A 24,043-nucleotide genomic window follows, 5' to 3' on the forward strand; every position below is an offset into this window, starting at 1 on the left:
CGGATTTTCGAGTTTTTTTAACATTAGAAAATCTATTTTCATCCTACCATTAAATACGAGGATTGAGCAATCATTTTTATTAGAATTAAGGAGATGTTTTTCAGATGAATGTTGAGGTTTTATTTGATGAAGAATGGGGCGAGGGTCTCGAGAATTTAATTGATAACGATGGCCCATGGGGAAATTGGGAGCTTTATAAGCTGGCCATCGAATTTGAACATCATCTTGCAATTCCGAACTTTGAAGGCCTGCAAGCTCCAAAACATTTGGCAAATGTCACTCCACTCCCCCATCAGCTTGAAGCAGCAAAGCAGGTTGTCGAAACGATGAACGGCAAAGCGATCCTTGCAGATGAGGTCGGATTAGGCAAGACCATCGAAGCCGGATTGATATTGAAAGAATACATGATTAGGGGATTAGTGAAGAAAGTATTAATATTGGTTCCTGCATCCCTGGTCTCTCAATGGGCCTATGAATTGAACAGTAAGTTTTTCATCCCGGCTGTTCCGCAACGAAAAAGTTACGTATGGGATCAGTGCGATATTGTCGTCTCTTCCATGGATACGGCTAAGAGGAGCCCTCATCGAGAGAAGGTGTATGAACAGGACTATGATTTGGTGATTATCGATGAAGCTCACAAACTAAAAAATCATAAAACAAAAAACTATGAATTTGTCCAGAACTTAAAAAAGAAATTCTGCTTATTGCTGACGGCCACACCAATCCAAAATCGTGTTGAAGAGATTTTCCATCTAGTTTCCCTCCTTAAGCCTGGACATCTCGGAAATGAATCCGGGTTTTCTGACAGATATAAAAAAGGGGACCGTACTCTTCAAGAGGATGAACATTTAAAGAGTCTCATTAACAAAGTGATGATTCGTAATAGACGGAGCGATACGGGTATAGAATGGACGAAACGTCACGTTAAGACAGTTTTAATTGATTTTAACGAAGCTGAAAGAGATTTATATAACAGCATCGATTTGCTCAAGGGGGACTATGATGAGTGGGCTAATTCAAGCTCCTTCTCTCTATTGACACTTCAAAGAGAAGCATGCAGCTCACGTGAAGCAGTATTTTATACCCTTAAAAACATGCTGGAAAAGAAGGAGAACTCGACAGCAGCTTTTGAAAATACAATTGGTACACTTATGAAAAAAGTAGAAAACGTGACAATGAACTCCAAGGCTCAGAAAGCATTGGAAATCATCCAATCGATCAATGATAAAGTGATTATTTTTACAGAGTACCGGGCGACACAGCTCTATCTTCAATGGTTCTTAAAACAGCATGGAATAAGCTCCGTACCGTTTCGGGGTGGATTCAAGCGGGGGAAAAAGGACTGGATGCGTGAACTCTTCCAGAAGCATGCCCAGGTGTTGATTGCCACAGAAGCCGGCGGAGAAGGAATCAACCTTCAATTCTGTCATCACGTAATCAACTTTGACTTGCCTTGGAATCCTATGAGATTAGAGCAGCGAATCGGACGTGTACACCGGCTCGGACAAACAGAGGATGTTCACATCTACAATTTCGCTACTAAAAATACTGTAGAAGAACATATCTTAAAACTTCTTTATGAAAAAATTAATCTCTTTGAACGAGTGATCGGGCAATTGGATGAAATCCTGACACGCCTGGATTTCCGCGACTTCGAAGAACACGTAACCGATATTCTCTCTTCGTCCCGATCAGAAGGAGAAATGAAGATTAAAATGGAGAATTTAACGAGTATGATTCAATTTGCTGAACAATTAAAGGAGGAGAAATCAAATGCAGCAGCACGAAATACATCGATTTCTTGAGAGATACTTCGTGGCTAATGGATGTGACCTGGTTGCGAACGGAGATGGTCATATGACCGTCCAGCTTACGATTGAATTGGATAAGGAGCTGATGAACCGTCCATTCTACTGGCACTACCTTGAGAAAACGGGAGGTGTCCCAAATCCCATGACATTATCCCTTATTACGAATCCAGATAAAGCACCTGAAGAATTAAAAGGAGAACCTATTCACTTCGGTTCCCCCAGGTTACACCAAATCTTTCATTCAACACGAAATCTAGCAGGATATATACGTTTATATGAAAACCGGCACACACCAAGTGGTCAACAAATCCCACTTCATCCGTGGCTCGGGCTGAACATCAAAATATCGTATCAATCCAATCGTAAAAAAGACAGCATACGAAGCATCGGATTAAACCTGATCAATGGAGTCATTCAAGAAAACTTTCATTCGTCATTGATGTCCAGAAACTTGACTCCCAAGATTCCTGATTTCTCTTTCACTCTAACACCGATCATCAAGCCGAAAAGTGGGGTGAACCGAATTCAAACGTTTTTGTATGAAGAAATCAAAAAAGAACCCGTTGAATGGGCTGAGCAGGCACGAAAAACGTGGGAGGAAGATTTACAATTATTGAATCACTTTTATGGAGATCAAGAGGAAAAACCCGAATCCTATTTCTTGGAACAACAAGCATTAAAAGAACAGTATGAACCTAAGATTTCCATTGATATTATCAATGGCGGGATTTTTTATTTACGTAACAACAATTAACGGTAAACGGAGTAGGTGCTTCAGACGCTTACTCCGTTTAACTCCATACAAAAAGACTACCAATAAGGTAGCCTTATCCACACTATTTGTTTTTCTTAAACATGATCATGAAAGCATATGGGATGATCCCGAACCAGCGAAATAGGAATGGTTCTCGCTCATTCTTCCGTTGCTTCTTTATACTTTTACGTTCATGAGGTGATTTTTCATAATGTTGGACAAATGTTTGTGTTATGAATTTAACATAATCATTCACTGACATAAAAGCCCCACCTCCCGCTTTTATCAGTATGCCCTGCAAATAAGTAATTTATTCAGCTTCGTCCCCTAGATGGGGCAGTATGTCTTGAATAACCTCTTCTACGGTTTTATTGTCTGTATGAATGGTTATGGAACTTCCACTATCATATAATGGTAAGCGGCGATTGAATAAACTCGATAAACGTTCCTTGGAATTAGTTTGCACGAGTGGACGATTCTCATCCCCTTCTAAACGGGACCATAATGAAGCAAAAGGACAAGTCAGGTGGAACACAAAGTCCTGTTTACGTAAGATCTCCCGGTTCTCTTCCCTTTCAACCACTCCGCCACCCGTAGTGATAATCGCTTGTTCGTTGGCTAACTCAAGAAGTACCTCGCTTTCAAGATCCCTGAAATATTTTTCTCCATGCTGATTAAAGATCTCTTTGATAGGCTTTTTTTCTTTATTCTCAATGTAACTGTCCATATCAATGACCGGAAGATCCAGTTCTTCCCCAAGACGTTTTCCGATCGTTGTTTTTCCCACTCCCATAAATCCAATGAAGAAAATTGGTCTCATATTCTACTCCCAACTTATAATATGTTTTGTTTCCCTATTATACACAACCGTCGTTGGAAGAAAAACCTTCTCATCGCATTTGAAAGTCACTTCCAATTGTATTTCATCCGGGTTTATCGACTCGCTGCGGGTCAGAATTTCACCATACTCACCTTTCAACTGTTTGGAAGTAAGTACCCCACTTTCCATCTCCAACAATATCGCATGGGACACACTCACGTTTCTTTCATAAATGTTTTTCATATTGGTCAAGTATAGGTACTTACTTATAAAAAGATCCTTTGCAGCAAACCCAATAGATAAAACAATCATCAGAAGCACTAAAGTATAGGGCAATATAAATCCCTTATTGTTAAGGCATTCCTTCCCCTTGTTGGGTAGAAAAATAAAAGAATTCCCCCTCCACTCTTTCTCCACCCACAAACTCCAAATCCAGATGCACTCCCTGGATAATGGAAGCAAAGCTAAATGAATCCACTGCCTGTAGAACGACTTCATGCCCTCGATTATTTACCCTCCTCCGAAGCGATTGATTATACTTTTCATACGAAATGGATTCACCATTCACCATAAAAGAGATCTTATCGGGAGTGATCTCAACACTTTCGCCTCTCCATAATTCATACCTCAAGCTTTCATTGAATAGATTCCATTCATAATAATGTGGAGGGACCAAATCATTCTTAATAGTAGAAAAACCATTCATGATGAGAGGAATGCATAGTGAAATCATGCAAAATATTGTAAAGCTTAACAGAGACTCGATTAATGTATATCCTTTATTATTCACCCATGGAGATACATACTTCATTAGGCCCGATATCTCTTTTTTGATAATGAACACACGCTTCTTCATTCCCTCCCCCTTTCCAATCAAGCTCATACCTGACTCCTCTATATATTCTTGAATGATCCACATACTCGTGACTGACGATTGCCTTCTCCACCCCTTCTTCAAGAAACTTCAACGCCTCTACTTCATATTGCAGTCCCTTTAGTTGAGAAGCATAGTGAATGAGAAACGGAATGAACATACCGGCAATCATGAGTATACAACTGAAAGCAACCAGGGTTTCCGGAAGTGAAAAGCCTTTAGAATTCTTGTACATAAAATCTCCCTTGTCCAATTTGAAACATGAGTTGAAGGATTGTATCCCCCATCATAAAATTCACCTTGCCGAATCGGTTCGTATTCCCATTGGGAAAGAAAGTGATGTCTTCCAAGCTGTTTGACGATATGTGAATGGAAGTTGAAAGTTCTCTCGAGACAACCGTCTGTCTCGTGATCGTTTTCGCAACGTATTTATTCGATAAGGGGTAAAAGGATAAAATAATGGGAACTTGATGACTGATGCTGTAGCTTTGGATCTGATAGAGGTCTGATCGAAGCTGGGAAAGGAAGAGGTCCTTTTCATTATGTCCTTTCATGGGAAGGATGGAAAAGCTGACCCATGAGAGAAGGGTCGTGAAAATCAATAAGACGACAAGCATCTCAATGAGGGTATAACCCGCTTCCCCCGTTATATTCTTCATTAATTAGAGGTCACCTTCCCTTCAGCATCAATGGTGATGGCACTACCGTCGGGGCAGGCTTTATAATCTTCATTTAAATACCCATCTGTGACAAGCATATCTATGGTGACCGGTAGTGAATTCCCATCCATTTTGTAGGCTTCAACCTGACCTTCCACCATGTGAACGAATGCCTCGCAGCCTTTGGAGTTAATCGAACTGCTTTGGTTGGTGACGTTGGGAATCGTAATAAAAAGCAAAACAGATATGACTAACAATACAATCATCATCTCGATCAGGGTGAAACCTTTTTCATTTTTGAGCATGATATTCCTCCTTGAGTTTTGGGTATGTGTTACTGGTGTGAATGTGAACAATGCATTTGCATTAATTTGCTGGTGAGCGCTGGCCTCGGAGGTATTGGCACTTTCTAGATATTTTCTAAATCCCCTGCATCATCTGAAATAACGGCATCATAATGGAGAAGTAGATTGCCATGATGAATAGACCTACAAAAGTAAAGATCATCGGCTGGATATATTTAAGCAAAGCATTGGTATTCTCCTCTAATTCTTGAAAACATATCTCGCTATAAAGTCGCAGTTCTTCTGACAACCGTCCATTGGATTGCCCGTGGTGGACAACGATGGATAACTCTTTTTGAAAAAACGGGAGCGATGAGAAGCATTCATGAAATGGCTTCCCTTCTTTTAATCCTTTCATCAATTTTTTTGAAATGTATTGTAATGTTGGTCGGAAGGATTGACTTTCAATGATGAGCAGTGACTCAGTGATGGATACTCCACTGGTGAGAAGAAAGCTTAATTCCCTGGCAAAAAAGTGTGAGTGACCAAGCCTTAAATAATTTGACAGATACGGAATTTTGCATAGGATGACTGAGATTTTAATAGGAGAGATTCTTTGTTTGAACAGGAAGAATAATATGGTGCAGAAAAAGAGTGATAGTAAAAATGTACTAAAAATCACCGGGAAGCTTTCGATGAAGTGTAAGAGGTACTTAAGATTCGCTGAAGGTTCGTATCCTATAGAAGTATACAAAGATTGAAATCTTGGAAATAGCACCTTTCGAAGTAAGACCATCATTAAAATAGCGACGATGATAAGCATTAAAGGATACTGAATGATCTGTTGTATTTTTTGCTGGTTTTTCCTTCTTTTTATAAGATAGTTTCCCGCTTCTGATAGAGTAGGGCCCATTTCACCATGATGCTCGGCGAAATAAATTTGTGCACTGACGTTACCCGGGATGTTAAGCTGCTTGTTGATGACTGAGGAGATGGACTCTCCTTTTTGCAGTGATCCAATCATTCTCTTTTTTAATTTGATCGTATTCTTTTCTTTAGGGAGCAAGAGAAAATCGATGGCTTCCGAAAAGCTATACCCCTTTTGAAGAAGGTCTCCCAGTCTTTTAAGGAACTTACCTTGATCATCGCTTTTCTTCATGAACCCATTTCCTATATTCAAGTTCTGAAACAAATCCTAGTGCCACCCCCTTATTGATTAGCGTCTGAAGTGTGTGGTACTGATGTTGTGCTCTTTCACCTTTCGCCTCTTTCAGCACCTCCTTCAAAGCACTTCCAGTTACAATTTCATATACCGATGCCATGTGCAGATTTTTTCCTCGATGGCATTTCCCACCACACTCTGCTTTGCAAAGCGGACATACTAACTTTAGCAATCTCTGGGCTGAAACGGCCAGCAGTGTCTGTTCAATGTCATGCCACTCAATTCCTAATTCCATTAAACGATAGATCGCCCCTTTTGCATCTCTCGTATGCATCGTAGAAATTACCAAGTGACCTGTTAAGCTCGCCCTTATTGCAATCTCCGCCGTTTCCCGATCCCGGATCTCCCCCACCATGATAATATCCGGGTCGTGCCGTAAAATCGCTTTCAAGCCGGTGGAATACGTTATCCCGGCTTTTTCATTCACTTGTATCTGCACCATATCCTCATGCATCTTCTCCACGGGATCTTCCAGTGTGATCACATTACGGTTCAAGGCTGCCGAACAATGATGAACAAGGGAATACAAAGTCGTTGTTTTCCCACTGCCAGTCGGTCCTGTGAACAAAATGAGACCATGGGAATACATCAGAAGAGCAAGTAATTTTTTTGCCGAGGAAGGATATAGTGACATTTTTTCAATTGGTATTTGATATTTTTGAGGGAGTATTCGAATGACGAGACTTTCTTTTAAATGAGTCGTTGGTAAGGTAGAAATTCTGAGAGATAGGGGTGTGTTTCGGACGGTAAGGCTGAAGGATCCACTTTGAGGTTTTCGCTTTTCTCCAATGTCCATGGAGGCCATGAACTTTAAATGGGCAATTAATCGTTCTGCCTGATCTGAGTCAATGGTCTGGAATGGAACCAATGCTCCCAGCTTCCTGAATTGAATCAAGTAATCTTTGGTTCTGGGTATTAAATGAATATCTGTTGCTTCACTGCTGAAAGCTTCTCCAATCATTGCTTCCGATAGGGATTCTACTGAGTGAAAAATAAATTTGCACCACCTTTCTGTTTTCCTAACTAAAGATATACGACATCAATTTACGAAATCCTTCTTTTTTCTTTCAAAAATTTTTCTTACCATATACTTATTTATTCATAGGTAAAAATTCTTTATGCATCGCAGAAATTACCAAGTGACCAGTGAAAATAATAGGACCATGTATTAAAATTTGCTGCATTAGATTAATACACTACAAATACACTGTGGCACGCTTTAATGGTAATGATTTTCTAATTCGAAAATGAGATTATTTCGAAAGGGCATGAGATTAATATCCTCTATATAGGTCGCTTTTCACTCAAAACGTTCAAAAGTGACAAAAAAAATGCTCCATAGATATAGAGCATCAAAATAGCTAATGTTTATTTAGATTCCTTTTCAAGCAATTCAATAATTTTATCTAATTTCTTGTTAATATCATCCTTATATATTATGTATTAGATTTTTCCTTTAGTAAGATTGGAACTATTCTTACAGATTATAAAGATTTAATCAGGATGCTAGGCGGTGTATTTTTAGTCTTTATGGTACTTTTTCTAACTGGACTTTTTGTCCCAAAGTTCATGCTTAGAGAATTTAGATTTCAATATAATAAAAGAAATACTACATTACTTAAATTCCTTATTAGTAGGTATTTTTTTCGCAGCTGGGTGGACGCCATGCGTTGGCCCCATCTTTGGTTCTATTATGTACGCTAATATGGTAAATCCAACACAAACCTTCCTAAATATTACTGCATATTCTCTCGGTTCCTGTATTCCATTTATAATAATGGAATTGTTTATAGGGGAAAGTAAGAATGTTTTTGAAGTATTCCACCATCCTCATGAAAATTGATGGATATGTGATGATTATTATTGGGTTTATGCTTTATTTCGATAAGATGGTTTATTTTGCTATATAGAGAAAAATATTCAATATTATCTTCAAGGACCTATTAAGTTAATAGAAAAATCAGCCCCTAAGTTGAGGCTGATTTTTTATTGGCTGTAACAAAGAAAGTTTTCCCCTTCGAATTTTCCACTTCAAATTGATAAGCTTCGTCCACTTTTAATTTTCTTACGATGGTCGGAAAACCATATCCTTCAGTTAAATAATCCCAGAAGTACATCACATCCAAGGTCAGCTACAAGTAAATTTATTTTTTCTGGAATAGCAAAATGTGCACGCTGTGGATCTCCTCTATCAGGTAAACACGGTTATTCGAAAAGAGCAAATAAAGAATATCGTTCTCAAGGCTATATCTGCAACAGAAAAGTTGTTGGAGCATGTAATCAACGATCTATGGCAGAACGTTATATAGAGACTCAGTTCATTAAGTATCTAAACTCATTAAATATCCCCCCCCACATTGTTGATGACGTTACTTAAGAAGATGAGATTGATGATAGCCAAGATAGAATGAACTTATTAAATAAAGAATAAATGAAATTGATAAACGGAAGAAAAAGTGGCAATATGCGTGGGTTAACGAAATGATTAGTGATGAAGATTTTTCTGTTCGTATGGAAGAGGAAAATTCTAAAGAAGCGGATGTAAATAAGCAGCTCTCTTCTCTTCAACCAGCCGGAGAAAAAATGAACACAGAGGATCTTTCAGAAACTCTCCTAGACATTAAATCAAACTGGTACAAACTTGATGCCCTAGAGAAGAAAAAGTTGCTTCAAATGTTCACTAAAAAGATTGTGGTTGATCGAGTTAGTGATCAGTTTTAAACGCAGAGTCTAGAATCTGTGCCCCATTTATATATCTTATATTTATTGCCACTCTTTTAAAAAGATAATGAATAATTTTCTCCACTTAAAGCTAAAGCTAAACCCAAACATTGAAAGGAGGGATTTAAATGACTAAAAAAATCACAATGCTAACTTGCTCTTTATTATTGTTAACAATGATGTTTACAAGTTCTATATTTGCCTATAACGGTTATGAACAAGTTAATAATGACAATCTGGATAATGGCATCAGAAATGTAGCTACTGAAAATACAAATGATGATGATGACACGGATTGGGGATGGCTAGGTCTAATTGGGTTAGCAGGTTTATTAGGTTTGAGACGACGTCGTGATGAAAAATAGACAATTTCTTGACCAAATTTTAACTTATTAAGAAACTCCTTTCTCAACTCAAAATAATGTAATACTTGAAACATGTTCATGTGAAAATCCCATTTACTTTGAACATGTTTCTTCATTTTTCATTGCGTTTATCCGGAGTTGAGTGATTCCCCCCTAAAACCATTTCTTCTTATATTTAACTCTATGCATGGTCCTTTTAATATGACTGAGTGACCTGTTAAGCTCGCCCTTATTGCGATCTCCTCCGTTTCCCGATCCCGGATCTCCCCCACCATGATAATATCCGGGTCGTGCCGTAAGATCGCTTTCAAGCAGGTGGAATACGTCATCCCGGCTTTTTCATTCACTTGTATCTGCACCATATCCTCATGCATCTTCTCCACGGGATCTTCCAGTGTGATCACATTGCGGTTCAAGGCTGCCGAACAATGATGAACAAGTGAATACAAAGTCGTTGTTTTCCCACTGCCAGTCGGTCCTGTGAACAAAATGAGGCCATGGGAATACATCAGAAGTGCAAGTAATTTTTTGCCGAGGCAGGATATAGTGACATTTTTCCAATTGGTATTTGATATTTTTGAGGGAGTATTCGAATGATGAGACTTTCTTTTAAGTGAGTCGTTGGTAAGGTAGAAATTCTGAGAGATAGGGGTGTGTTTCGGACGGTAAGGCTGAAGGATCCACTTTGAGGTTTTCGTTCATGAACTATAAATGGGTAATTAATCGTTCTGCCTGGTTTGAGTCAATGGTCTGGAATGGAACCAATGCTCCCAGCTCCCTGAATTGAATCAAGTAATCTTTGGTTCTGGGTATTAAATGAATATCTGTTGCTTCACTGCTGAAAGCTTCTCCACTCATTGCTTCCGATAGGGATTCCACTGAGTGAAATATAAATTAACACCACCTTTCTGTTTTCCTAACTAAAAGATATACGACATCAATTTGCAAAATCCTTCTTTCATAGATAAAACTTCTTTATTAATCATGTGACTCCATTTAGTCATTCACACATTCCTTCTTCGCCCATATATATAAAAAGAATATAAACACAAAATTGAAAGTGGTGACGATACCCCATGAGTAAATACATGGATTACACTTCTCCTGAAGCACAATTCTTTTTTGATGTTAATAAAAGTCCCTTATTTAAAAAAGATGATCAGAACTTAATCAATATCTTAGGGGTAAATCAATTGAATACATTGGATAACAGCTCACTACTTGATATCTATTTAAGTAAACATAATTTTGTGGAACCTCACTATCATCAGAACGCAGCTGAACTGGTCTATTGCATTTCTGGTGGAGCTACTGTTTCCATGCTCAATCCATATACGAAGCAGGTTCTAAATTACCGTATTTCTCCAGGACAGGTGACCAATGTCCCACAAGGCTGGTGGCATTATGAGGAGGCAACCCAGGACCACACCCACCTCTTGGCCATATTTAATGCACCTACCCCAGAAGTAGTTTTAGGTTCTGATATCTTAAAATTCACACCATCAAGCGTCATGGCTTACAACTATTGTATGGATGAAGCCGAATGGATAAAAACGACAGAAAAAGTGAAACCAACCACCTACATCGGTCCCAGTTGCTTAGAACCTCAAAGGCATTCACCTAAACGACAGTCCCATTTCGCCTATTCCCCATACCACTATCAATACCAGCCGAACCCTTATTATTACCGTCAGTGCATTCCGAAAACCATTTAGAAAGCGGAAGGGAACTTTTTTTAAAACTATTGAATAGAATTTCAAAATACAACCATACTATATTTTGTAAAGACGACTCAATGGGCTATAGCCAAGCGGTAAGGCATCGCACTTTGACTGCGACACGCGTTGGTTCGAATCCAGCTAGCCCAGTTAGAAAAGCGGAAGGGCTTTGCTCAGAGGCGACAAGCATAAGATGAGGCACTCGGAAAGGCGTTTTTTGCCTTTTTGGGTGCCTTAGCTTATGACCTCGAGCCTCTAAGCCCTGGAACTGGACAATTTAAAAGCGGAGGCGGCTTGCTCAGCCCCGAAACCACATTGAAAAAGGCTGGCACTTTTCATAAAGTGCCGGCCTTTTTCAATACAACCATTTTTCCATTATACATTTAACTACTTTTCTTCAACGATCTGTTCTTATTCGCAAGGCTCTGTAATCCATCTGGATTGTAGCCGACCACCAGCTTTTTCCCGTCTGTTAACAAGGGTCTGCGGAGAAGTTTTGGCTCATCAATAATTAATTTGATCACTTCCGATAGAGGTAAATCGTTCACGTCTTTCCCCAAATCTTTGAAGGTTTGACTCCTTGTAGCCAATATTTCATCGAGTCCATCGGTTGTTAGGGATAGAAGCTCCATCAGTTCTTTATGTGTAGGCGTCTCTCTGAATAGATGTCTTTCATCAAAATCAACGGAATGTGCATTTAACCATTTTTTGGCTTTTCGGCAAGAGGTACAGCTTGGATAAGTAAAAAATGTCAGGTTATTCACTTTCATGACCTCCTTAAATTTAAACTTGCTTGTTTATGATTTGTTAAACATATTGTATATTAGTTGTATAACTTTTGTACAGTAATATCCCCTGGAAATTTGTGAACTTTTTTAAAACACTCGATCAATCAAGCTATATTAGGCTTTCCTTGCATATCCATTCTTTTTCTTGAAGCTTATAATAGAGTTATAACCAACAAAAATGAGGTGTTCCTTGAATGGATATGACACTGAAGGTTACAAGTGCACTTTCAGACCCTACCAGGTATTCCATTTACTTGTTCATTAGCGAGAGAAAACAAGAGGTATCGGTTCAAGACATTGCCGAAGAGTTTCATATTCACCCCAATGTTGCTCGACTACACCTAGCGAAGCTTGAAGAGATTCGAGTGCTGCAATCAGAATATGTAAAGACAGGTAAAGGCGGCAGGCCCGGCAAACGATATATCTCTTCTGAAGAAGTCGTGCAATTATCGTTTCCTCCTCGTGACTTCCGTTTACTTAGCAGTCTCACCATTGCTTCATTAGCTAAGCTTGGAGAAGAAGGTTTTAAGGCTCTGGTGGAAACGGGTTATGAGTACGGTAAAAGCCTGGTGAACCCCTACCTTCAAAGTCATAACCTATCCCTAATTGAATTATCACAAGCTGAAAAGTTACATATTTTATCGGAGATTAGCACATCAATCGGTTTTACTTTGGATGAGTCAATGACTGATGCAGATCAAATCAAGTTCCACTATGATCATTGCCCTTTTAATGAAAATGCCCAGTTGGAACCCATGTTCATATGCGGTTTACACAACGCCTTACTAAAAGGAATGTTTGAAACTCTATACTCTGTGGAAGAATTTAAACAAGAGGAAAATATGATAAATGACTGTTCCACGTGTAGATATCACGTAATCGTCACAAACTAAAAGCAAACGGATATTTACTTTTATGGTAGTATTCATTTATAATATTGAATGATGGACTTAGGGTGTAAAGGAGGGTTACATATGGATCGTATGTTTAGAGTTCTTGGATTTTGGACTGGTATTTTTGCTGTAATGTTCTATCTTGGTGATATGACCACGACATCATTAATCTTTTTAGGCCAAACAGGATTCTTCATTATGCTAAGCTATTTAAAACTGTCCGAACGTATGTATATTTATATTTTCGGTGCTTACTTAACAGTGTTCTTTGCTGGATTTACTTATTGGACGACCTTTATGATGACTCCGGGTGCAGGAGGACACTAAAAAAATTCCCTTTAGCTTATGGCTAAAGGGAATTTTTTTGTACAATTTAAAACCCATTCAAAAATGGATTTGAATCCATCTCACCTTCAATCGACGTTTCCGGTCCGTGGCCGGGTAGAACCGTCGTAGTCTCAGGCAACGTTAACAATTTGTCATGAATGCTTGTCAGCAGCTCCTTATGATTCCCACCAGGCAAATCGGATCGCCCGATGCTGCCCATAAATAACGTATCTCCAGCTAATACAATTTCACTTTCTTGTACATAATAAGAAATACTACCAGGTGAATGACCAGGCGTTTCAAATAATTGCAGCTGAAAATCGCCTATCGACAGTTTTTTTTCAGTTGTTAGTATGTAGTCAGCAGGCTTCAATCTAATCAGTTCACCCATCATGAACAATTGAGATCCATTTAATGCAGGATCTAGTAACCACTGAGCTTCTTTCTCGTGAACATATACAGGAATACCATAGTTGTCCCGTACTTGATCAACCGCTCCAATATGATCAAAATGAGCGTGAGTAAGGAGAATGGCTAACGGAGTTAACGATTGACTCTCCAACCATTGAATCAACTTCTCCCCTTCACCGCCTGGATCGATGACTAAGCATTCATTTTTTGTGTTCCACAGGATATAGCAGTTCGTTTGTAAAGGTCCTAAAGGAATTTGTTTCCACTGCACCGTTTCCACCTCCAATTGTGATACTATTATTGTAGCAGAACTTATGGCATCATAAAAATTTGGCAGATAAACCCGCCATAGAAGTTTCAAATTTTCGACCTCGACAAACAGAGGAAAAAAATATAAAATGTTAATGAGTGCATTTATGTACATATGATTATTAAGCGCAGTAGTAAATCGCATTTTAATGAAAGGGGTCATATAAATGGGTCTTGTAATTATTACAGCATTGGTTACATTATTAGCGTTATTTGCAGTAGTAAGCACTTTCAAAAACAAGAACGCTATGGGAATTCTTTTCTCACTGGCGACACTGGGTGTTTTTGGTTGGTTTACAATTATGACTGTCCTTCACTCTGGTTACCCAGGTGGTCATTAATCAAACAAATGAATGATAGTAAAAAAGCCTCCCGTTTCTTGACGGAAGGCTTTTTTACTATCATCAAGGGCACCCTAAGGTAATGTAGGCACCAAAAAGTACCCTATGGACTTTTATAGTGGGTACATTATAATAAATATGAATATGTAGCCCATTCTATTTGTAAAAGGATCACATCTTTTACATGTAAGGGATAGGAGGTTCATCGATGAAAAAATACAATATACCTGTAGAAGCTTCCTTGGAAGTTATTGGAGGCAAGTGGAAAGTCGTGATTCTCTGTCATTTGATTAAAAGCAAGCGAAGAACGAGTGAATTGAAAAAATTAATGCCTGGAATCACTCAGAAGATGTTGACTCAGCAGCTAAGGGAACTGGAAGCAGATGGAGTAATCAACAGAATTATTTATAATCAAGTTCCTCCCAAAGTGGAATATGAATTAACAGAATACGGCTGGTCTTTAAAAGGACCTCTGGATATGCTATGTGCATGGGGTGAACAGCATATAGAGAAAACCTATCCTGACAAAAGTGAAGTGTTAGTCGAAAGTGAAGAAGTATGATTTCATAAGATAAAAGGGGTGAGTATCCTTTAAGGTACCCACCCCTTTTCCGGCTCTTAATGATCTAATTTACTCTGAACAGAAGATAACTTTCCTTCCATTGTCGTTTTCTTATCTCGACGGTCATCAATTCTGATATTTGTCGCTACCCTCTTGATTCCCTGTTTGAAAGGTGATTCATGAATGTCTTGAATGACCTGAAACAAAACAGGAAGTTCTCCCTCTATAATCGTATTCATTGGAGTAAGTTGAAAACGTATTTTCCCTTCTTCTTCATACCCCTTAAGAATTCTATGTAGATCCGCTACATAAGAACTTACACTTGGAGATTCCGTTCCGATTGGTATAACTGTAACATCTACTATTGCCATTACATATCTGCTCCTTCTTCTTTCAGTAGTTGAATGATGTTTGAGTTCGTCAAAACGATTACTTTCTCAAGTTGATTTCCATATAAACAATATTCCCCATTTGGTGAACATTGTATAGGCTCTAAAGGCAGGTCATCAAACAAAACGTCTTCTTTTCCCGAAACCGTGTCCCACTTCATCAATGAGAATGTTCCAGTGTACGTATCAAAAGAGCCTGGTTCATTTGCCTTGAATGTTATCAAATGACCCTTCCCACCTATCATATCATAATATGGGATTAACCAATCAGAATAACGGCTCAAGAGATCTACTGTGAATTCTGCCTGAATCTCACCACTTGAAGTGATGAATTGATACGTAAACGGTCCCTCTTCTTCCCGGGAAAAGATAGATAATAAAGAATCATCGAATTGATTAAAGTGGACACTGGAATCCACTATCATTTCTTTCCCCCCGTCGACAATATTCTGAGATAGCAGGGGAGCTGAAACGCTGATCTCATCCGTATTCCAATCTTGAAAAAGAACGGAAGAGTCCGAATGCCACTGTACAAATGGCTGTTCAACATCAATAGGATCCATTATCCCTTTTTCTACATCAATACGAAAGACTTGAAAGCTCCAATCTTCACTGAAGCTGGTCATTAACAAAGCATTGTCATCAAACTTGCTCCATGAGTGAGTTAATTCATAAGACGGGACATCCTCCTCTTGGAACAACACTTCGCCTCCCCTGTCAATAATAGTCACTTGCGCTGAATAAGATACAGGAGCTGAATGGATGAGTATTTTTTCCTTATCTGGTGAAATGCTTGCGCTCACATATGAAGATGGAATCTCGTAAATTTTCATATTGCTACCATCGTAAAGATTATAAATATAGAACGAGGTTTGACCATCCTCATTTTGCACGGTTAGAATTTCCGAATCCGAAAGCCAGCCGATGTTTTCTACAAAGCTGTCAGAGGTAAGAATTTCTGCAACGATCTCTTTCTTTTCAGTCTTCTCTTTCTCAGAGGGAGAAGTTTGAGTTTCTTCAGGTTGACAAGCTGACAACCAAAGAATACTCAACAGAAAACATATCAAAACACTTACCTTTTTGTTATTAATCATACCCTTCTCCCTCCCTCCATTTATTCCATATTAATAAGTACGTTTAAAAGAAGAAAATGTTTCAATTTCATTAAAAAAATTACAAAAATTCAAAAAAGTGATGACCGGATGTTCACTCGCACATCATTCGGGTCACCACAATCGGCTATTCTTTAAGTAGGATGATGATTTATTTTACTCCTGATTTTCACTTTCTACAATAGTTATTTTTGGAACATGCCAAAAGATTTTTCGAGTGATTTTTTATCATAAGTCGAATTTTATAGCAATCATGTCGCCTTAAGGCAAAGGACGCCTTTCCGGCATGTTCGTCTTATGCTTGCCGCCTCTGAACGAGCCGCCTCCGCTTTTGTTTCATCCAGCTCCGGCGGCTAGAGCCTCGACGTCATAAGTCAAACATGCCAAAAAGGCAAAGGACGCCTTTCCGGCATGTTCGTCTTATGCTTGTCGCCTCTGAACGAGCCGCCTCCGCTTTTGTTTCATCCAGCTCCGGCGGCTAGAGCCTCGACGTCATAAGTCAAACATGCCAAAAAGGCAAAGGACGCCTTTCCGGCATGTTCGTCTTATGCTTGTCGCCTCTGAACGAGCCGCCTCCGCTTTTGTTAGTACCACCGATAAATCGATACTAGGAAGATTCCGAGCATATCCTGGTAGATTTCGTTGAATTGAGAGAGAGGCAAGGGGTTTATACCTTTTCCTAACTCTATGGTAAACCCCGCTTTTTTGAATTCTTTAATAAACCAATCCTTGTAGCCCGCGTAGCTATCTATATATCTGACAGATTCATACCCGCTCACTCTGTTAAAATCCGCTGCCAACTTGGCGGCTTCCGGAGGTTCCAAGCCCTCGTAGCCCCAATAGAATTCTTTCCCTTGAGTGTGGAGGGCTAACAGCCGGTCAAACATTTCTTCTTGAGCCAGCTTAGCCATAGCGATTGTTTCAGGTTCTGAAAGAGGCTTATATCCTGGGAAATCTCTCGGAGCTGGTGATTTTTCTTCCTTTCTCCCTTTCTCCAACTCCCATTTGGCTGGAAATTGGTTATTCAGGTCTACTCCTCTTATATTTGCTTTCCATCCAGTAAAATCTGTACTTCCCCGATTGATTTCAATTAATTCTTTTCTTCTATCGACAGGTGGTCCGTTCAAAACGAGGTCCACTCCGTCCGGATTAACCATAGGTACAAACGAGATGGTCACCAACCCATATAAGGGAAGGGTCTGAATTCCTCTCATGAGGTTCCCATTCGTTAACGATAGCAAATAGTCATTAATAAACGTCATCAATATGGAGGTGGTAATCCATTCATTCGCATGAAAGGATGCATCTATGTGAACCTTTCTCTTTCCGGTACCCACTCTCATTTCAATGAGATCTTTTCCCAGTACACTTTCTCCTACTGAGTTTAACTTGATGAACGGATAGATCTCTTTTAGTTGTTTCACGTCATCCTCAAACGCTTTTGAACTATAGGCTTGTTTCCCATTTACTATCGGGGTAACGACTCTCGATGGCAGAAAAATACTTGAACCTATTTGCAAACTATTTGGATTGACTCCTTCGTTCAAGAGGAGTAGGGCGTCTACTCCTATATTCCGCTGCTCCGAAAGGGTCCAGAATGAATCTCCACTTTTAATTGAGTAGCTTTCTTTTCTAAATCCAGGGAGCTCTATCTCTGTCCCTATCTTCAATCCATTTGGATCAACAGAAGGGTTCGAATCAATGATTAATTGAATTGGAATATAAAACAGCTGACTGTAGTACCAAAAGGAATCACCACTGCGAACTTTCACTTTCATGAAGGAACCTCCCCATTCATATGTCCTTACTTACATGTATGAATGGTTCAATAATTCATGACAAAAAAAGCTTGCGAATCTCTTCGCAAGCTCTGTCTTACTTATTCTTCTTTACTTTCGGTTTCACCGTAAAAGCGAAGGAGGTCTCCATTGATGATCTTATCAGAGTATCCTAACTCCTCATTTACACGTTCTTTATATGGCTCACAGTATTTCATATCCGTTGTTTCTTCTGTTTCCTTATCCCAGCATTTTTCACCAGCAAAAACATAGTCCTCAGTAATGAAACGCCCATCACGCAGAATGGCAAGGTCTTCGTGCTGACTGGAGAAGAGATCTGAACCAAATTGGATGTCCTTCTTCGTGTCGATACCTAAAAGGTGCAAAATGGTTGGTTTCAAGTCAATTTGCCCGGAAACTTTAGAAATGGTCTTACCTTCCTGTCCAGGAACGTGAATAATCATTGGGACCTGTTGAAGCTGGGTGCTTACAAATGGCGTTACCTCTTTACCTAAATATTGACTCATCGCTTTATTATGGTTTTCAGAAATACCATAGTGATCTCCGTACATCACGATAACGGAGTTTTCATATAATCCTGATTCCTTTAAGTCTGTAATGAAGTTCTTAACAGCTTCATCCATGTAACGAACCGTTTGGAAATAACGATTGACCGTACCATCTTTGGAGGTGTAAGGATCAATTAGCTTATCTTCTTCATCTAATGTGAATGGATAGTGGTTCGTTAATGTAATCATCTTCGTACTGAACGGTTGAGGCATCTCTTTCATATGCTCGACAGATTGTTCAAAGAATGGGATATCCTTCATACCCCAGTTAACAGAATTCTCTTCCGTTACTTCATAATCCGGTAAAGAGTAGAAGCGTTCGTATCCTAAGGAATCATACATTATGTCACGATTCCAGAAGCTTTTATTGTTTGCGTGCATGGCCGTGGTAAAGTATCCATTTTCTCCAAGCTTTTCTGTCATGGATTCAAACTCATTTCCTGAATGAGTGAAGAATACTGCTCCCCGGTTCAATGGGTAAAGGGAATTATCGAGTATAAACTCGGAGTCAGACGTTTTCCCTTGCTGGGTTTGATGATAAAAATGATCAAAGTAGTAGCTTTCTCCAATAAACTCATTAAGGAAAGGTGTAATTTCCTGACCGTTCATTTCACTATTAATGACAAAGTTCTGAAGGGACTCGAGTGATACAATGATTAAGTTCTTGTCCTTTGCAACCCCGAACATTTCTTTATCAGGCTCGATGTAACTTGCGCGGACATAGTTATCAATATCCGCTAATTCGCTGCCGTCAGCCATTGCCCTTTGAGCAGAAGACTTAGATTGCAAGAAAATATCATACACATGATAATTATACGTTCCGATATTCTTTACTAACATTTCACGATCGAACGTTCTGGTTAGAAGCTGCGGTCTTTCTGATTCCGCCAAGCCCAGGTTAAAGAATACCAATGCCGTTGCAACCAGGAAATACGCACGTCGATTCGCCCGGCTGTAGTTTTGTAAAGAAAACCATGTTGGCTTTAATTTGATAATAAGGATCAATACAATGACATCTGTAAAATAGAATAAATCCTTCCAGCTCATAATGGCGCTGGCACTTGTGCCTAAATCAGAAAAATTGCTTGTTTGAAAAAGGACAGGGAGTGTCAGGAAGTCATCAAAAAATCGATAGAAAACAACGTTTCCGTATAGAACAAACGAGAGGACGAAGCTGGCAGCGATAATATATCGGGTCCGAGACTTATCCTTCTTAAGAAGTAACCCTACTCCGAAGATAAATAGTAAGAAACTCAGTGGGTTGATAAAGAGTATAAGTTCTTGAAGTGTACTCTCTATTTTTATATCAAAACTAGTTTTATAGACAATATACGTTTTAATCCAAAGAAGCAATGCAGCGATGATAATAAGAGAAGCCTTTGGTGTCTTTTTCAATTTCATTTAGTCAACCTCCTTGCTACAAACGGTTCGTTCGTATGTAACACATTCATGTAATGTTTTTATTGGTAAAATAAGGTAATTTTCAAAACGCAGCCTTGAACATCTTAATACTTTTTTTACAATACGTCAAACTCCATTTCACATTGTACGTGTACAATTAATATTTAAGTCTTATTCTCTTACCCATACTATTAGACGATTGAAACCGTTAAAAGTTTCAAAATAACTATATTTCTTCAAAAAGGTTCTAATGTCCCTAAGTCTTAAGGACTACCAATTCATTGCTAGATTCACAGAAAAAAGAACCCTCCTTTTCAGGAAAGCTCTTTTTTCTTGAATAACTATCTATTGTGTTACCATCAGATTTTATTCTTTACTAACCAGGCTGCCCCGATCACTCCCGCATCATTTCCGAGGGTAGCGATACTCAAGTTAGTTGAAGTACGGACGGTTGGGAATGAGAACTGTTTGAAATATTTCACAACCGGGGTTAATAATATATCACCTGCTTTAGAAACCCCTCCACCGATGACGATCTTTTCCGGATTCAGTGCATTCCCTAAATTTGCGAGGGATAATCCTAAATAGAAGGCTAATTGATCAATGACTTCAAGAGCAAGTGCATCATGCTCTCTGGCTGCATCAAAGATATCCTTTGCGCTGACTGTACCATGGGACTCCCTGATTTCACGAAGTACAGACGTTTTCGTTGTCGCATCCAGTTTTTCATTTGCGAGACGAACGACTCCAGTCGCAGAAGCAACCGTTTCCAAGCATCCTGTCTTCCCACAGTTACATTGGAATCCACCTTCTGGAACAACCGTAATATGCCCGATTTCACCACCTGCACCTTTCACACCGTGCACGACATCTCCATTGGTTATAACTCCACCGCCAACACCTGTACCGAGTGTCACACAAACGATATCCTTCGCGCCGTCTCCTGCACCTTTCCACATTTCACCCAATGCTGCGCAGTTTGCATCATTATCGATAACGGCTGATAAACCTGTTTCCATTTCAAGTAAATCCTTTAATGGTGTGTTCTTGTCCCAGCCTAAATTAACCGCTTCGTAAATGATTCCTTTTGCCATATCGACCGGTCCCGGTGCACCCATTCCGATCCCGACTAGTTTCTCTTTGGATTGATCTAATAGTTCCAGCTTCTTATCAATCGCTTTGGCAATATCTACAATGATATTCTTCCCATTCTCAGATTTATCAGTTGGGATTTCCCATTTATGTAAGAGCTCACCGTACTTATTCAAGAACGCGATTTTTGTCGTCGTTCCTCCTAAATCTACACCAACCAACCACTTTTCTGTCATCATTATCACCTGTCCTGTTTCTCTTTTTCAATTTCTATTTCATGTCGCAACAACAACAAAGCTGTTTGAAAATCCCTCGTGTCAATCAGCTGGGATTGATAAAGTTCTATTAATTCGCCTTCCATAAGTTGCAGGTCAGAAAGACGATGCCCAACATATATAATGGTCCCGTAACTTTTTAATAACTGCTGGATATCATAAATCGTTTTCATATCATACACCCTGCTTTCCATCATTCACATTAAAGTATAAGTGAAAATCCCCATCTTCTCAATATGCAGCTGTCAAATATCCATTATAGGTTCTTTCCCAAAGATTGTTTTATTACAAGTCCCTTTACGTAAAGGTTGTTGCTATCTTAGAGAAGAAAGTAATAGTTGATTTCCGCTACAGGATGCTCGCTTTCCGCGGGGCTGGCCCCTCGAGGTCATAAGCTAAATGGTCCAAGAAGGCAAAGAACGCCTTCTTAGGCCCATTCATCTTATCTTGTCGGGGCTGAGCAAGCCGGCTATTCCCGCAGGAGTCGAGCATCCTGCAGCGAGAATCAACTTTCTAAGCATGTATCCTTAAAATATCCAGTAAAAACAAGAACTTTAGCAAACAACTTGAAGTGGTTAAAGGAAAATATCCCAATTGAGAAAGAACTATTTTAATTAGTTGGTTAATGACAACTCCCCTCACCATCGTAAAAAGATTTTTCGTTATAGAGTTTAATAGTGACAATAACAAAAATAGTGAGTCAGAATGTAGTAGCACAGAGTGGATTGTAGCGGAAGGCACTTGACTCCTGCGGGAAATAGAGGAAAGGTCGAGACCCCGCAGGGCAAAGCCCGAGGAGGCTCGACTTCCTCCCCGCGGAAAGCAAGTGCCTGGAGCGGAAAGGAACGGTCTACATTTTGTTCGCAAATCGCTGTTACAAGAAAAAATTATGAACAGAGCCTATCTAAAAAACAAAAAAAGATCTCCCTAATGGAATATCCATTAAGAAAATCTCTCCAACTTATATTAACGATCGGGATCTTTCGGGTGCAGGAATCGTGGTCTTCTGTTTTTTAAAGGCATAGGCGAACGCAGGAATACATCCCTGAATGCTCTTAAATTAAACGGAATAAATGGCCACATATACGGAATGTCAAAGGATTTCATTCTTGAAAGCATAATAATCCATAGCAGTATACCCACAACAAATCCATACACCCCAAATAATGCAGTACAGATCAACAAGAAAATCCTGACTAACCGATTTGCTAAGCTCATCTCATAGCTTGGCGTTGCAAAGGTACCGATCGCTGCAATGGCGAGGTAAAGAATGACTTCATTAATTAAGAGGCCCACTTCCACCGCCACTTGTCCAATCATTAACGCCGCCACGAGACCCAGGGCCGTTGCTAACGAAGAAGGGGTATGAATGGCAGCCATCCGCAGGATATCGATCCCGACTTCAATAATCAGAAATTGAAGAAATAAAGGAACTTCTCCTGCATCGTTGGGACCTACATACCTCATTGCTTCCGGCAATAGCTCAGGTTGGATCGCAAATAAATAATAAAGAGGCAATAAGAAAATCGAGCTCCAGACAGCGATAAACCTCACAAAACGAAGGTAAGCTCCTACAGACGGCTTGTTTCTATATTCTTCTGCATGTTGAAGATGATGCCAAAAGGTTGTAGGGGTAATCAACACACTCGGTGAACCGTCCACCATAATGATGACGTGGCCTTCGTATAAATGTGCGGCGGCTGTATCCGGCCTTTCCGTATACCTGACCATAGGATACGGATTCCAGTGCCTGCCTGCAATAAACTCCTCCAGAGTCTTCTCACCCATGGGAAGACCATCTGTGTCGATCTTCGAAAGTGCATCTTTGATTTTATGGACTAAATTTGGATCGGCAATGTCTTCGATATAACTGACGACTATATCCGTTTTTGATCTTCTTCCTATTTGCATATATTCCATTCGAAGTGAAGGGTCACGAACTCTCCTTCTAGTTAACGCGGTGTTAAACACAATCGTTTCTACATATCCATCTCTAGATCCTCTCACAACCCGTTCAATATCCGGTTCCTGTGGACCTCTGACTGGGTATGTTCTTGCATCAATCATAATGACCTTATCAATGCCATCCACCACAAGGGCTGTAGGACCTGCCAATACTAAATCGATCACTTGGTTCAGATCATCCACTTGTTCGATCTCTATATAAGGAATGTACGTCTTCAATAATTTTTCTAAAGTATCTTCTTCTAATTGCTCAGGACTAAGTCCCGATAAGAGCTTCATAAGATAATGCATAATATCATCTTTAACAAAGCCATCCACTAAAAACATCGCCATTTTTCTCTCAGCATACTCCAGATCCAATTGAATGACATCAAAGCTTTTGTCTACTGCTAAGGTATCCCTTAGATAATTGGTGTTTTCTTCAATCTGAGTAGAGACAGGCTTTTTCTTTTGTTTTGTCATTAGCCTTCACTCCCAATACCTTTACATGAATTTCCATCTTTACCATCCTAGACAAAGAAGCTAGAAAACATACATCCTATCATATTGATATCCTGCTCCTCATATTATTTACTAAATGGACATACTACTGGAGTGAACGAA

At 39.5% G+C, this 24,043-nt stretch carries 29 protein-coding genes, 1 tRNA gene and 1 pseudogene; 12 read left to right on the forward strand and 19 right to left on the reverse strand.

Annotated elements, in window-relative coordinates; translation table 11 throughout:
- The first annotated feature begins 104 nt into the window (after positions 1 to 104).
- On the forward strand, positions 105 to 1,805 hold the full coding sequence (locus tag Q1B03_RS03745) for a DEAD/DEAH box helicase (RefSeq protein WP_299738350.1): 1,701 nt from the start codon (positions 105 to 107) through the stop codon (positions 1,803 to 1,805).
- Entirely contained in the window at positions 1,774 to 2,565 is a 792-nt protein-coding gene (locus Q1B03_RS03750; protein WP_299738352.1) for a YqhG family protein, read from the forward strand. Before Q1B03_RS03745 ends, Q1B03_RS03750 begins: the two co-directional genes overlap by 32 nt.
- A gap of 82 nt (positions 2,566 to 2,647) precedes the next feature.
- On the opposite strand, the gene Q1B03_RS03755 is transcribed toward Q1B03_RS03750, so the two are convergent.
- From Q1B03_RS03755 to comGA, 8 genes are all read right to left on the reverse strand, one after another.
- Positions 2,648 to 2,827: a YqzE family protein gene (locus Q1B03_RS03755; protein ID WP_044340022.1), complete on the reverse strand. Its 180-nt coding sequence runs from the start codon at positions 2,825 to 2,827 to the stop codon at positions 2,648 to 2,650.
- Between the two features lie 48 nt (positions 2,828 to 2,875).
- The gene (locus Q1B03_RS03760) at positions 2,876 to 3,385 is read right to left on the reverse strand and encodes a shikimate kinase (RefSeq protein WP_299738356.1); all 510 of its coding nucleotides are present in this window, start codon (positions 3,383 to 3,385) and stop codon (positions 2,876 to 2,878) included.
- A 352-nt stretch (positions 3,386 to 3,737) separates the two neighbouring features.
- Positions 3,738 to 4,241 (reverse strand): competence type IV pilus minor pilin ComGF, encoded by a 504-nt coding sequence (gene comGF / locus Q1B03_RS03765; RefSeq protein ID WP_299738359.1) that lies wholly within the window; start codon positions 4,239 to 4,241, stop codon positions 3,738 to 3,740.
- Positions 4,168 to 4,494 carry a hypothetical protein gene (locus Q1B03_RS03770; protein WP_299738361.1) on the reverse strand — a complete coding sequence of 109 codons (327 nt, stop codon included), beginning with the start codon at positions 4,492 to 4,494 and terminating at the stop codon, positions 4,168 to 4,170. Before Q1B03_RS03770 ends, comGF begins: the two co-directional genes overlap by 74 nt.
- Positions 4,478 to 4,918 (reverse strand): competence type IV pilus minor pilin ComGD, encoded by a 441-nt coding sequence (gene comGD / locus Q1B03_RS03775; RefSeq protein WP_299738363.1) that lies wholly within the window; start codon positions 4,916 to 4,918, stop codon positions 4,478 to 4,480. The genes Q1B03_RS03770 and comGD overlap by 17 nt, the downstream gene beginning before the upstream one ends.
- On the reverse strand, positions 4,918 to 5,223 hold the full coding sequence (gene comGC / locus Q1B03_RS03780; protein WP_299738365.1) for a competence type IV pilus major pilin ComGC: 306 nt from the start codon (positions 5,221 to 5,223) through the stop codon (positions 4,918 to 4,920). The genes comGD and comGC overlap by 1 nt, the downstream gene beginning before the upstream one ends.
- A 115-nt stretch (positions 5,224 to 5,338) precedes the next feature.
- Positions 5,339 to 6,361 (reverse strand): competence type IV pilus assembly protein ComGB, encoded by a 1,023-nt coding sequence (gene comGB, locus Q1B03_RS03785; protein ID WP_299738368.1) that lies wholly within the window; start codon positions 6,359 to 6,361, stop codon positions 5,339 to 5,341.
- Positions 6,345 to 7,385 carry a competence type IV pilus ATPase ComGA gene (gene comGA / locus Q1B03_RS03790; protein ID WP_299738370.1) on the reverse strand — a complete coding sequence of 347 codons (1,041 nt, stop codon included), beginning with the start codon at positions 7,383 to 7,385 and terminating at the stop codon, positions 6,345 to 6,347. Before comGA ends, comGB begins: the two co-directional genes overlap by 17 nt.
- A 594-nt stretch (positions 7,386 to 7,979) precedes the next feature.
- On the opposite strand from comGA, the gene Q1B03_RS22135 reads away from it, so the two are divergent.
- The 4 genes from Q1B03_RS22135 to Q1B03_RS03800 all read left to right on the forward strand — a co-directional run bounded on the left by Q1B03_RS22135 (position 7,980) and on the right by Q1B03_RS03800 (position 9,510).
- Positions 7,980 to 8,267, forward strand: a complete 288-nt coding sequence (locus Q1B03_RS22135) for a cytochrome c biogenesis protein CcdA (protein WP_366141271.1) — start codon at positions 7,980 to 7,982, stop codon at positions 8,265 to 8,267.
- 315 nt (positions 8,268 to 8,582) lie between these two features.
- On the forward strand, positions 8,583 to 8,801 hold the full coding sequence (locus Q1B03_RS22140; protein WP_366141277.1) for a zinc ribbon domain-containing protein: 219 nt from the start codon (positions 8,583 to 8,585) through the stop codon (positions 8,799 to 8,801).
- A 104-nt stretch (positions 8,802 to 8,905) separates the two neighbouring features.
- Positions 8,906 to 9,145: a hypothetical protein gene (locus Q1B03_RS03795; RefSeq protein WP_299738372.1), complete on the forward strand. Its 240-nt coding sequence runs from the start codon at positions 8,906 to 8,908 to the stop codon at positions 9,143 to 9,145.
- A gap of 128 nt (positions 9,146 to 9,273) precedes the next feature.
- On the forward strand, positions 9,274 to 9,510 hold the full coding sequence (locus Q1B03_RS03800) for a WGxxGxxG family protein (RefSeq protein ID WP_299738374.1): 237 nt from the start codon (positions 9,274 to 9,276) through the stop codon (positions 9,508 to 9,510).
- A gap of 128 nt (positions 9,511 to 9,638) precedes the next feature.
- Here the strand turns inward: Q1B03_RS03800 and Q1B03_RS22145 are convergent.
- A pseudogene (locus tag Q1B03_RS22145) lies at positions 9,639 to 10,234 on the reverse strand (ATPase, T2SS/T4P/T4SS family).
- On the reverse strand, positions 10,216 to 10,368 hold the full coding sequence (locus tag Q1B03_RS03815; protein ID WP_299738378.1) for a hypothetical protein: 153 nt from the start codon (positions 10,366 to 10,368) through the stop codon (positions 10,216 to 10,218). The pseudogene Q1B03_RS22145 and the gene Q1B03_RS03815 overlap by 19 nt, the downstream one beginning before the upstream one ends.
- 218 nt (positions 10,369 to 10,586) lie before the next feature.
- Here Q1B03_RS03815 and Q1B03_RS03820 point away from each other — a divergent pair, with 218 nt between their 5' ends.
- Entirely contained in the window at positions 10,587 to 11,225 is a 639-nt protein-coding gene (locus tag Q1B03_RS03820; protein ID WP_299738380.1) for a cupin domain-containing protein, read from the forward strand.
- A gap of 81 nt (positions 11,226 to 11,306) precedes the next feature.
- Positions 11,307 to 11,378 (forward strand) — tRNA-Gln (locus Q1B03_RS03825).
- Positions 11,379 to 11,611: 233 nt separating this feature from the next.
- Here Q1B03_RS03825 and Q1B03_RS03830 read toward each other — a convergent pair.
- On the reverse strand, positions 11,612 to 11,992 hold the full coding sequence (locus tag Q1B03_RS03830; RefSeq protein WP_299738382.1) for a Spx/MgsR family RNA polymerase-binding regulatory protein: 381 nt from the start codon (positions 11,990 to 11,992) through the stop codon (positions 11,612 to 11,614).
- Positions 11,993 to 12,210: 218 nt separating this feature from the next.
- Here Q1B03_RS03830 and Q1B03_RS03835 point away from each other — a divergent pair, with 218 nt between their 5' ends.
- Positions 12,211 to 12,909, forward strand: coding sequence for a metalloregulator ArsR/SmtB family transcription factor (locus Q1B03_RS03835; RefSeq protein ID WP_299738385.1), 699 nt, complete (start codon positions 12,211 to 12,213; stop codon positions 12,907 to 12,909).
- Between the two features lie 81 nt (positions 12,910 to 12,990).
- Positions 12,991 to 13,236 (forward strand): DUF2626 domain-containing protein, encoded by a 246-nt coding sequence (locus Q1B03_RS03840; RefSeq protein WP_113970494.1) that lies wholly within the window; start codon positions 12,991 to 12,993, stop codon positions 13,234 to 13,236.
- 46 nt (positions 13,237 to 13,282) lie between these two features.
- Here the strand turns inward: Q1B03_RS03840 and Q1B03_RS03845 are convergent, their stop codons facing one another.
- Positions 13,283 to 13,918, reverse strand: a complete 636-nt coding sequence (locus tag Q1B03_RS03845) for an MBL fold metallo-hydrolase (protein ID WP_299738390.1) — start codon at positions 13,916 to 13,918, stop codon at positions 13,283 to 13,285.
- Between the two features lie 205 nt (positions 13,919 to 14,123).
- Here Q1B03_RS03845 and Q1B03_RS03850 point away from each other — a divergent pair, with 205 nt between their 5' ends.
- Both Q1B03_RS03850 and Q1B03_RS03855 read left to right on the forward strand, forming a co-directional pair.
- On the forward strand, positions 14,124 to 14,297 hold the full coding sequence (locus tag Q1B03_RS03850; RefSeq protein WP_148969664.1) for a DUF2759 domain-containing protein: 174 nt from the start codon (positions 14,124 to 14,126) through the stop codon (positions 14,295 to 14,297).
- A 208-nt stretch (positions 14,298 to 14,505) separates the two neighbouring features.
- Positions 14,506 to 14,859, forward strand: a complete 354-nt coding sequence (locus Q1B03_RS03855) for a helix-turn-helix domain-containing protein (protein ID WP_044339667.1) — start codon at positions 14,506 to 14,508, stop codon at positions 14,857 to 14,859.
- 56 nt (positions 14,860 to 14,915) lie between these two features.
- On the opposite strand, the gene Q1B03_RS03860 is transcribed toward Q1B03_RS03855, so the two are convergent.
- The 7 genes from Q1B03_RS03860 to Q1B03_RS03890 all read right to left on the reverse strand — a co-directional run bounded on the left by Q1B03_RS03860 (position 14,916) and on the right by Q1B03_RS03890 (position 23,902).
- Positions 14,916 to 15,230 (reverse strand): MTH1187 family thiamine-binding protein, encoded by a 315-nt coding sequence (locus Q1B03_RS03860; protein WP_044339666.1) that lies wholly within the window; start codon positions 15,228 to 15,230, stop codon positions 14,916 to 14,918.
- Positions 15,230 to 16,342 (reverse strand): hypothetical protein, encoded by a 1,113-nt coding sequence (locus tag Q1B03_RS03865; protein ID WP_299738402.1) that lies wholly within the window; start codon positions 16,340 to 16,342, stop codon positions 15,230 to 15,232. Before Q1B03_RS03865 ends, Q1B03_RS03860 begins: the two co-directional genes overlap by 1 nt.
- A 602-nt stretch (positions 16,343 to 16,944) precedes the next feature.
- A complete protein-coding gene (locus tag Q1B03_RS03870) occupies positions 16,945 to 18,138 on the reverse strand; it encodes a M14 family metallopeptidase (protein ID WP_299738403.1) in 1,194 nt (397 codons plus the stop codon).
- Between the two features lie 101 nt (positions 18,139 to 18,239).
- Complete coding sequence (locus Q1B03_RS03875; RefSeq protein ID WP_299738405.1) at positions 18,240 to 20,108, reverse strand: LTA synthase family protein; 1,869 nt, start codon at positions 20,106 to 20,108, stop codon at positions 18,240 to 18,242.
- Between the two features lie 359 nt (positions 20,109 to 20,467).
- A complete protein-coding gene (locus Q1B03_RS03880) occupies positions 20,468 to 21,436 on the reverse strand; it encodes an ROK family glucokinase (RefSeq protein ID WP_299739608.1) in 969 nt (322 codons plus the stop codon).
- A 5-nt stretch (positions 21,437 to 21,441) separates the two neighbouring features.
- Positions 21,442 to 21,648, reverse strand: a complete 207-nt coding sequence (locus Q1B03_RS03885; protein ID WP_299738407.1) for a YqgQ family protein — start codon at positions 21,646 to 21,648, stop codon at positions 21,442 to 21,444.
- A gap of 793 nt (positions 21,649 to 22,441) precedes the next feature.
- A complete protein-coding gene (locus Q1B03_RS03890) occupies positions 22,442 to 23,902 on the reverse strand; it encodes a spore germination protein (protein ID WP_299738409.1) in 1,461 nt (486 codons plus the stop codon).
- Positions 23,903 to 24,043: the final 141 nt, after the last annotated feature.

The sequence above is a fragment of the uncultured Rossellomorea sp. genome (assembly GCF_947488365.1).
Taxonomy (GTDB): Bacteria; Bacillota; Bacilli; order Bacillales; family Bacillaceae_B; genus Rossellomorea.

Bases quoted from the DNA above. Each gene is read 5' to 3' on its own strand.
- Q1B03_RS03745 (WP_299738350.1), top strand. From the start codon at position 105: ATGAATGTTGAGGTTTTATTTGATGAAGAATGGGGCGAGGGTCTCGAG.
- Q1B03_RS03750 (WP_299738352.1), top strand. From the start codon at position 1,774: ATGCAGCAGCACGAAATACATCGATTTCTTGAGAGATACTTCGTGGCT.
- Q1B03_RS03755 (WP_044340022.1), bottom strand. From the start codon at position 2,827: ATGTCAGTGAATGATTATGTTAAATTCATAACACAAACATTTGTCCAA.
- Q1B03_RS03760 (WP_299738356.1), bottom strand. From the start codon at position 3,385: ATGAGACCAATTTTCTTCATTGGATTTATGGGAGTGGGAAAAACAACG.
- comGF (WP_299738359.1), bottom strand. From the start codon at position 4,241: ATGAAGAAGCGTGTGTTCATTATCAAAAAAGAGATATCGGGCCTAATG.
- Q1B03_RS03770 (WP_299738361.1), bottom strand. From the start codon at position 4,494: ATGTACAAGAATTCTAAAGGCTTTTCACTTCCGGAAACCCTGGTTGCT.
- comGD (WP_299738363.1), bottom strand. From the start codon at position 4,918: ATGAAGAATATAACGGGGGAAGCGGGTTATACCCTCATTGAGATGCTT.
- comGC (WP_299738365.1), bottom strand. From the start codon at position 5,223: ATGCTCAAAAATGAAAAAGGTTTCACCCTGATCGAGATGATGATTGTA.
- comGB (WP_299738368.1), bottom strand. From the start codon at position 6,361: ATGAAGAAAAGCGATGATCAAGGTAAGTTCCTTAAAAGACTGGGAGAC.
- comGA (WP_299738370.1), bottom strand. From the start codon at position 7,385: ATGATTGGAGAAGCTTTCAGCAGTGAAGCAACAGATATTCATTTAATA.
- Q1B03_RS03795 (WP_299738372.1), top strand. From the start codon at position 8,906: ATGATTAGTGATGAAGATTTTTCTGTTCGTATGGAAGAGGAAAATTCT.
- Q1B03_RS03800 (WP_299738374.1), top strand. From the start codon at position 9,274: ATGACTAAAAAAATCACAATGCTAACTTGCTCTTTATTATTGTTAACA.
- Q1B03_RS03815 (WP_299738378.1), bottom strand. From the start codon at position 10,368: ATGAGTGGAGAAGCTTTCAGCAGTGAAGCAACAGATATTCATTTAATA.
- Q1B03_RS03820 (WP_299738380.1), top strand. From the start codon at position 10,587: ATGAGTAAATACATGGATTACACTTCTCCTGAAGCACAATTCTTTTTT.
- Q1B03_RS03835 (WP_299738385.1), top strand. From the start codon at position 12,211: ATGGATATGACACTGAAGGTTACAAGTGCACTTTCAGACCCTACCAGG.
- Q1B03_RS03840 (WP_113970494.1), top strand. From the start codon at position 12,991: ATGGATCGTATGTTTAGAGTTCTTGGATTTTGGACTGGTATTTTTGCT.
- Q1B03_RS03850 (WP_148969664.1), top strand. From the start codon at position 14,124: ATGGGTCTTGTAATTATTACAGCATTGGTTACATTATTAGCGTTATTT.
- Q1B03_RS03855 (WP_044339667.1), top strand. From the start codon at position 14,506: ATGAAAAAATACAATATACCTGTAGAAGCTTCCTTGGAAGTTATTGGA.
- Q1B03_RS03860 (WP_044339666.1), bottom strand. From the start codon at position 15,230: ATGGCAATAGTAGATGTTACAGTTATACCAATCGGAACGGAATCTCCA.
- Q1B03_RS03865 (WP_299738402.1), bottom strand. From the start codon at position 16,342: ATGATTAATAACAAAAAGGTAAGTGTTTTGATATGTTTTCTGTTGAGT.
- Q1B03_RS03870 (WP_299738403.1), bottom strand. From the start codon at position 18,138: ATGAAAGTGAAAGTTCGCAGTGGTGATTCCTTTTGGTACTACAGTCAG.
- Q1B03_RS03875 (WP_299738405.1), bottom strand. From the start codon at position 20,108: ATGAAATTGAAAAAGACACCAAAGGCTTCTCTTATTATCATCGCTGCA.
- Q1B03_RS03880 (WP_299739608.1), bottom strand. From the start codon at position 21,436: ATGACAGAAAAGTGGTTGGTTGGTGTAGATTTAGGAGGAACGACGACA.
- Q1B03_RS03885 (WP_299738407.1), bottom strand. From the start codon at position 21,648: ATGAAAACGATTTATGATATCCAGCAGTTATTAAAAAGTTACGGGACC.
- Q1B03_RS03890 (WP_299738409.1), bottom strand. From the start codon at position 23,902: ATGACAAAACAAAAGAAAAAGCCTGTCTCTACTCAGATTGAAGAAAAC.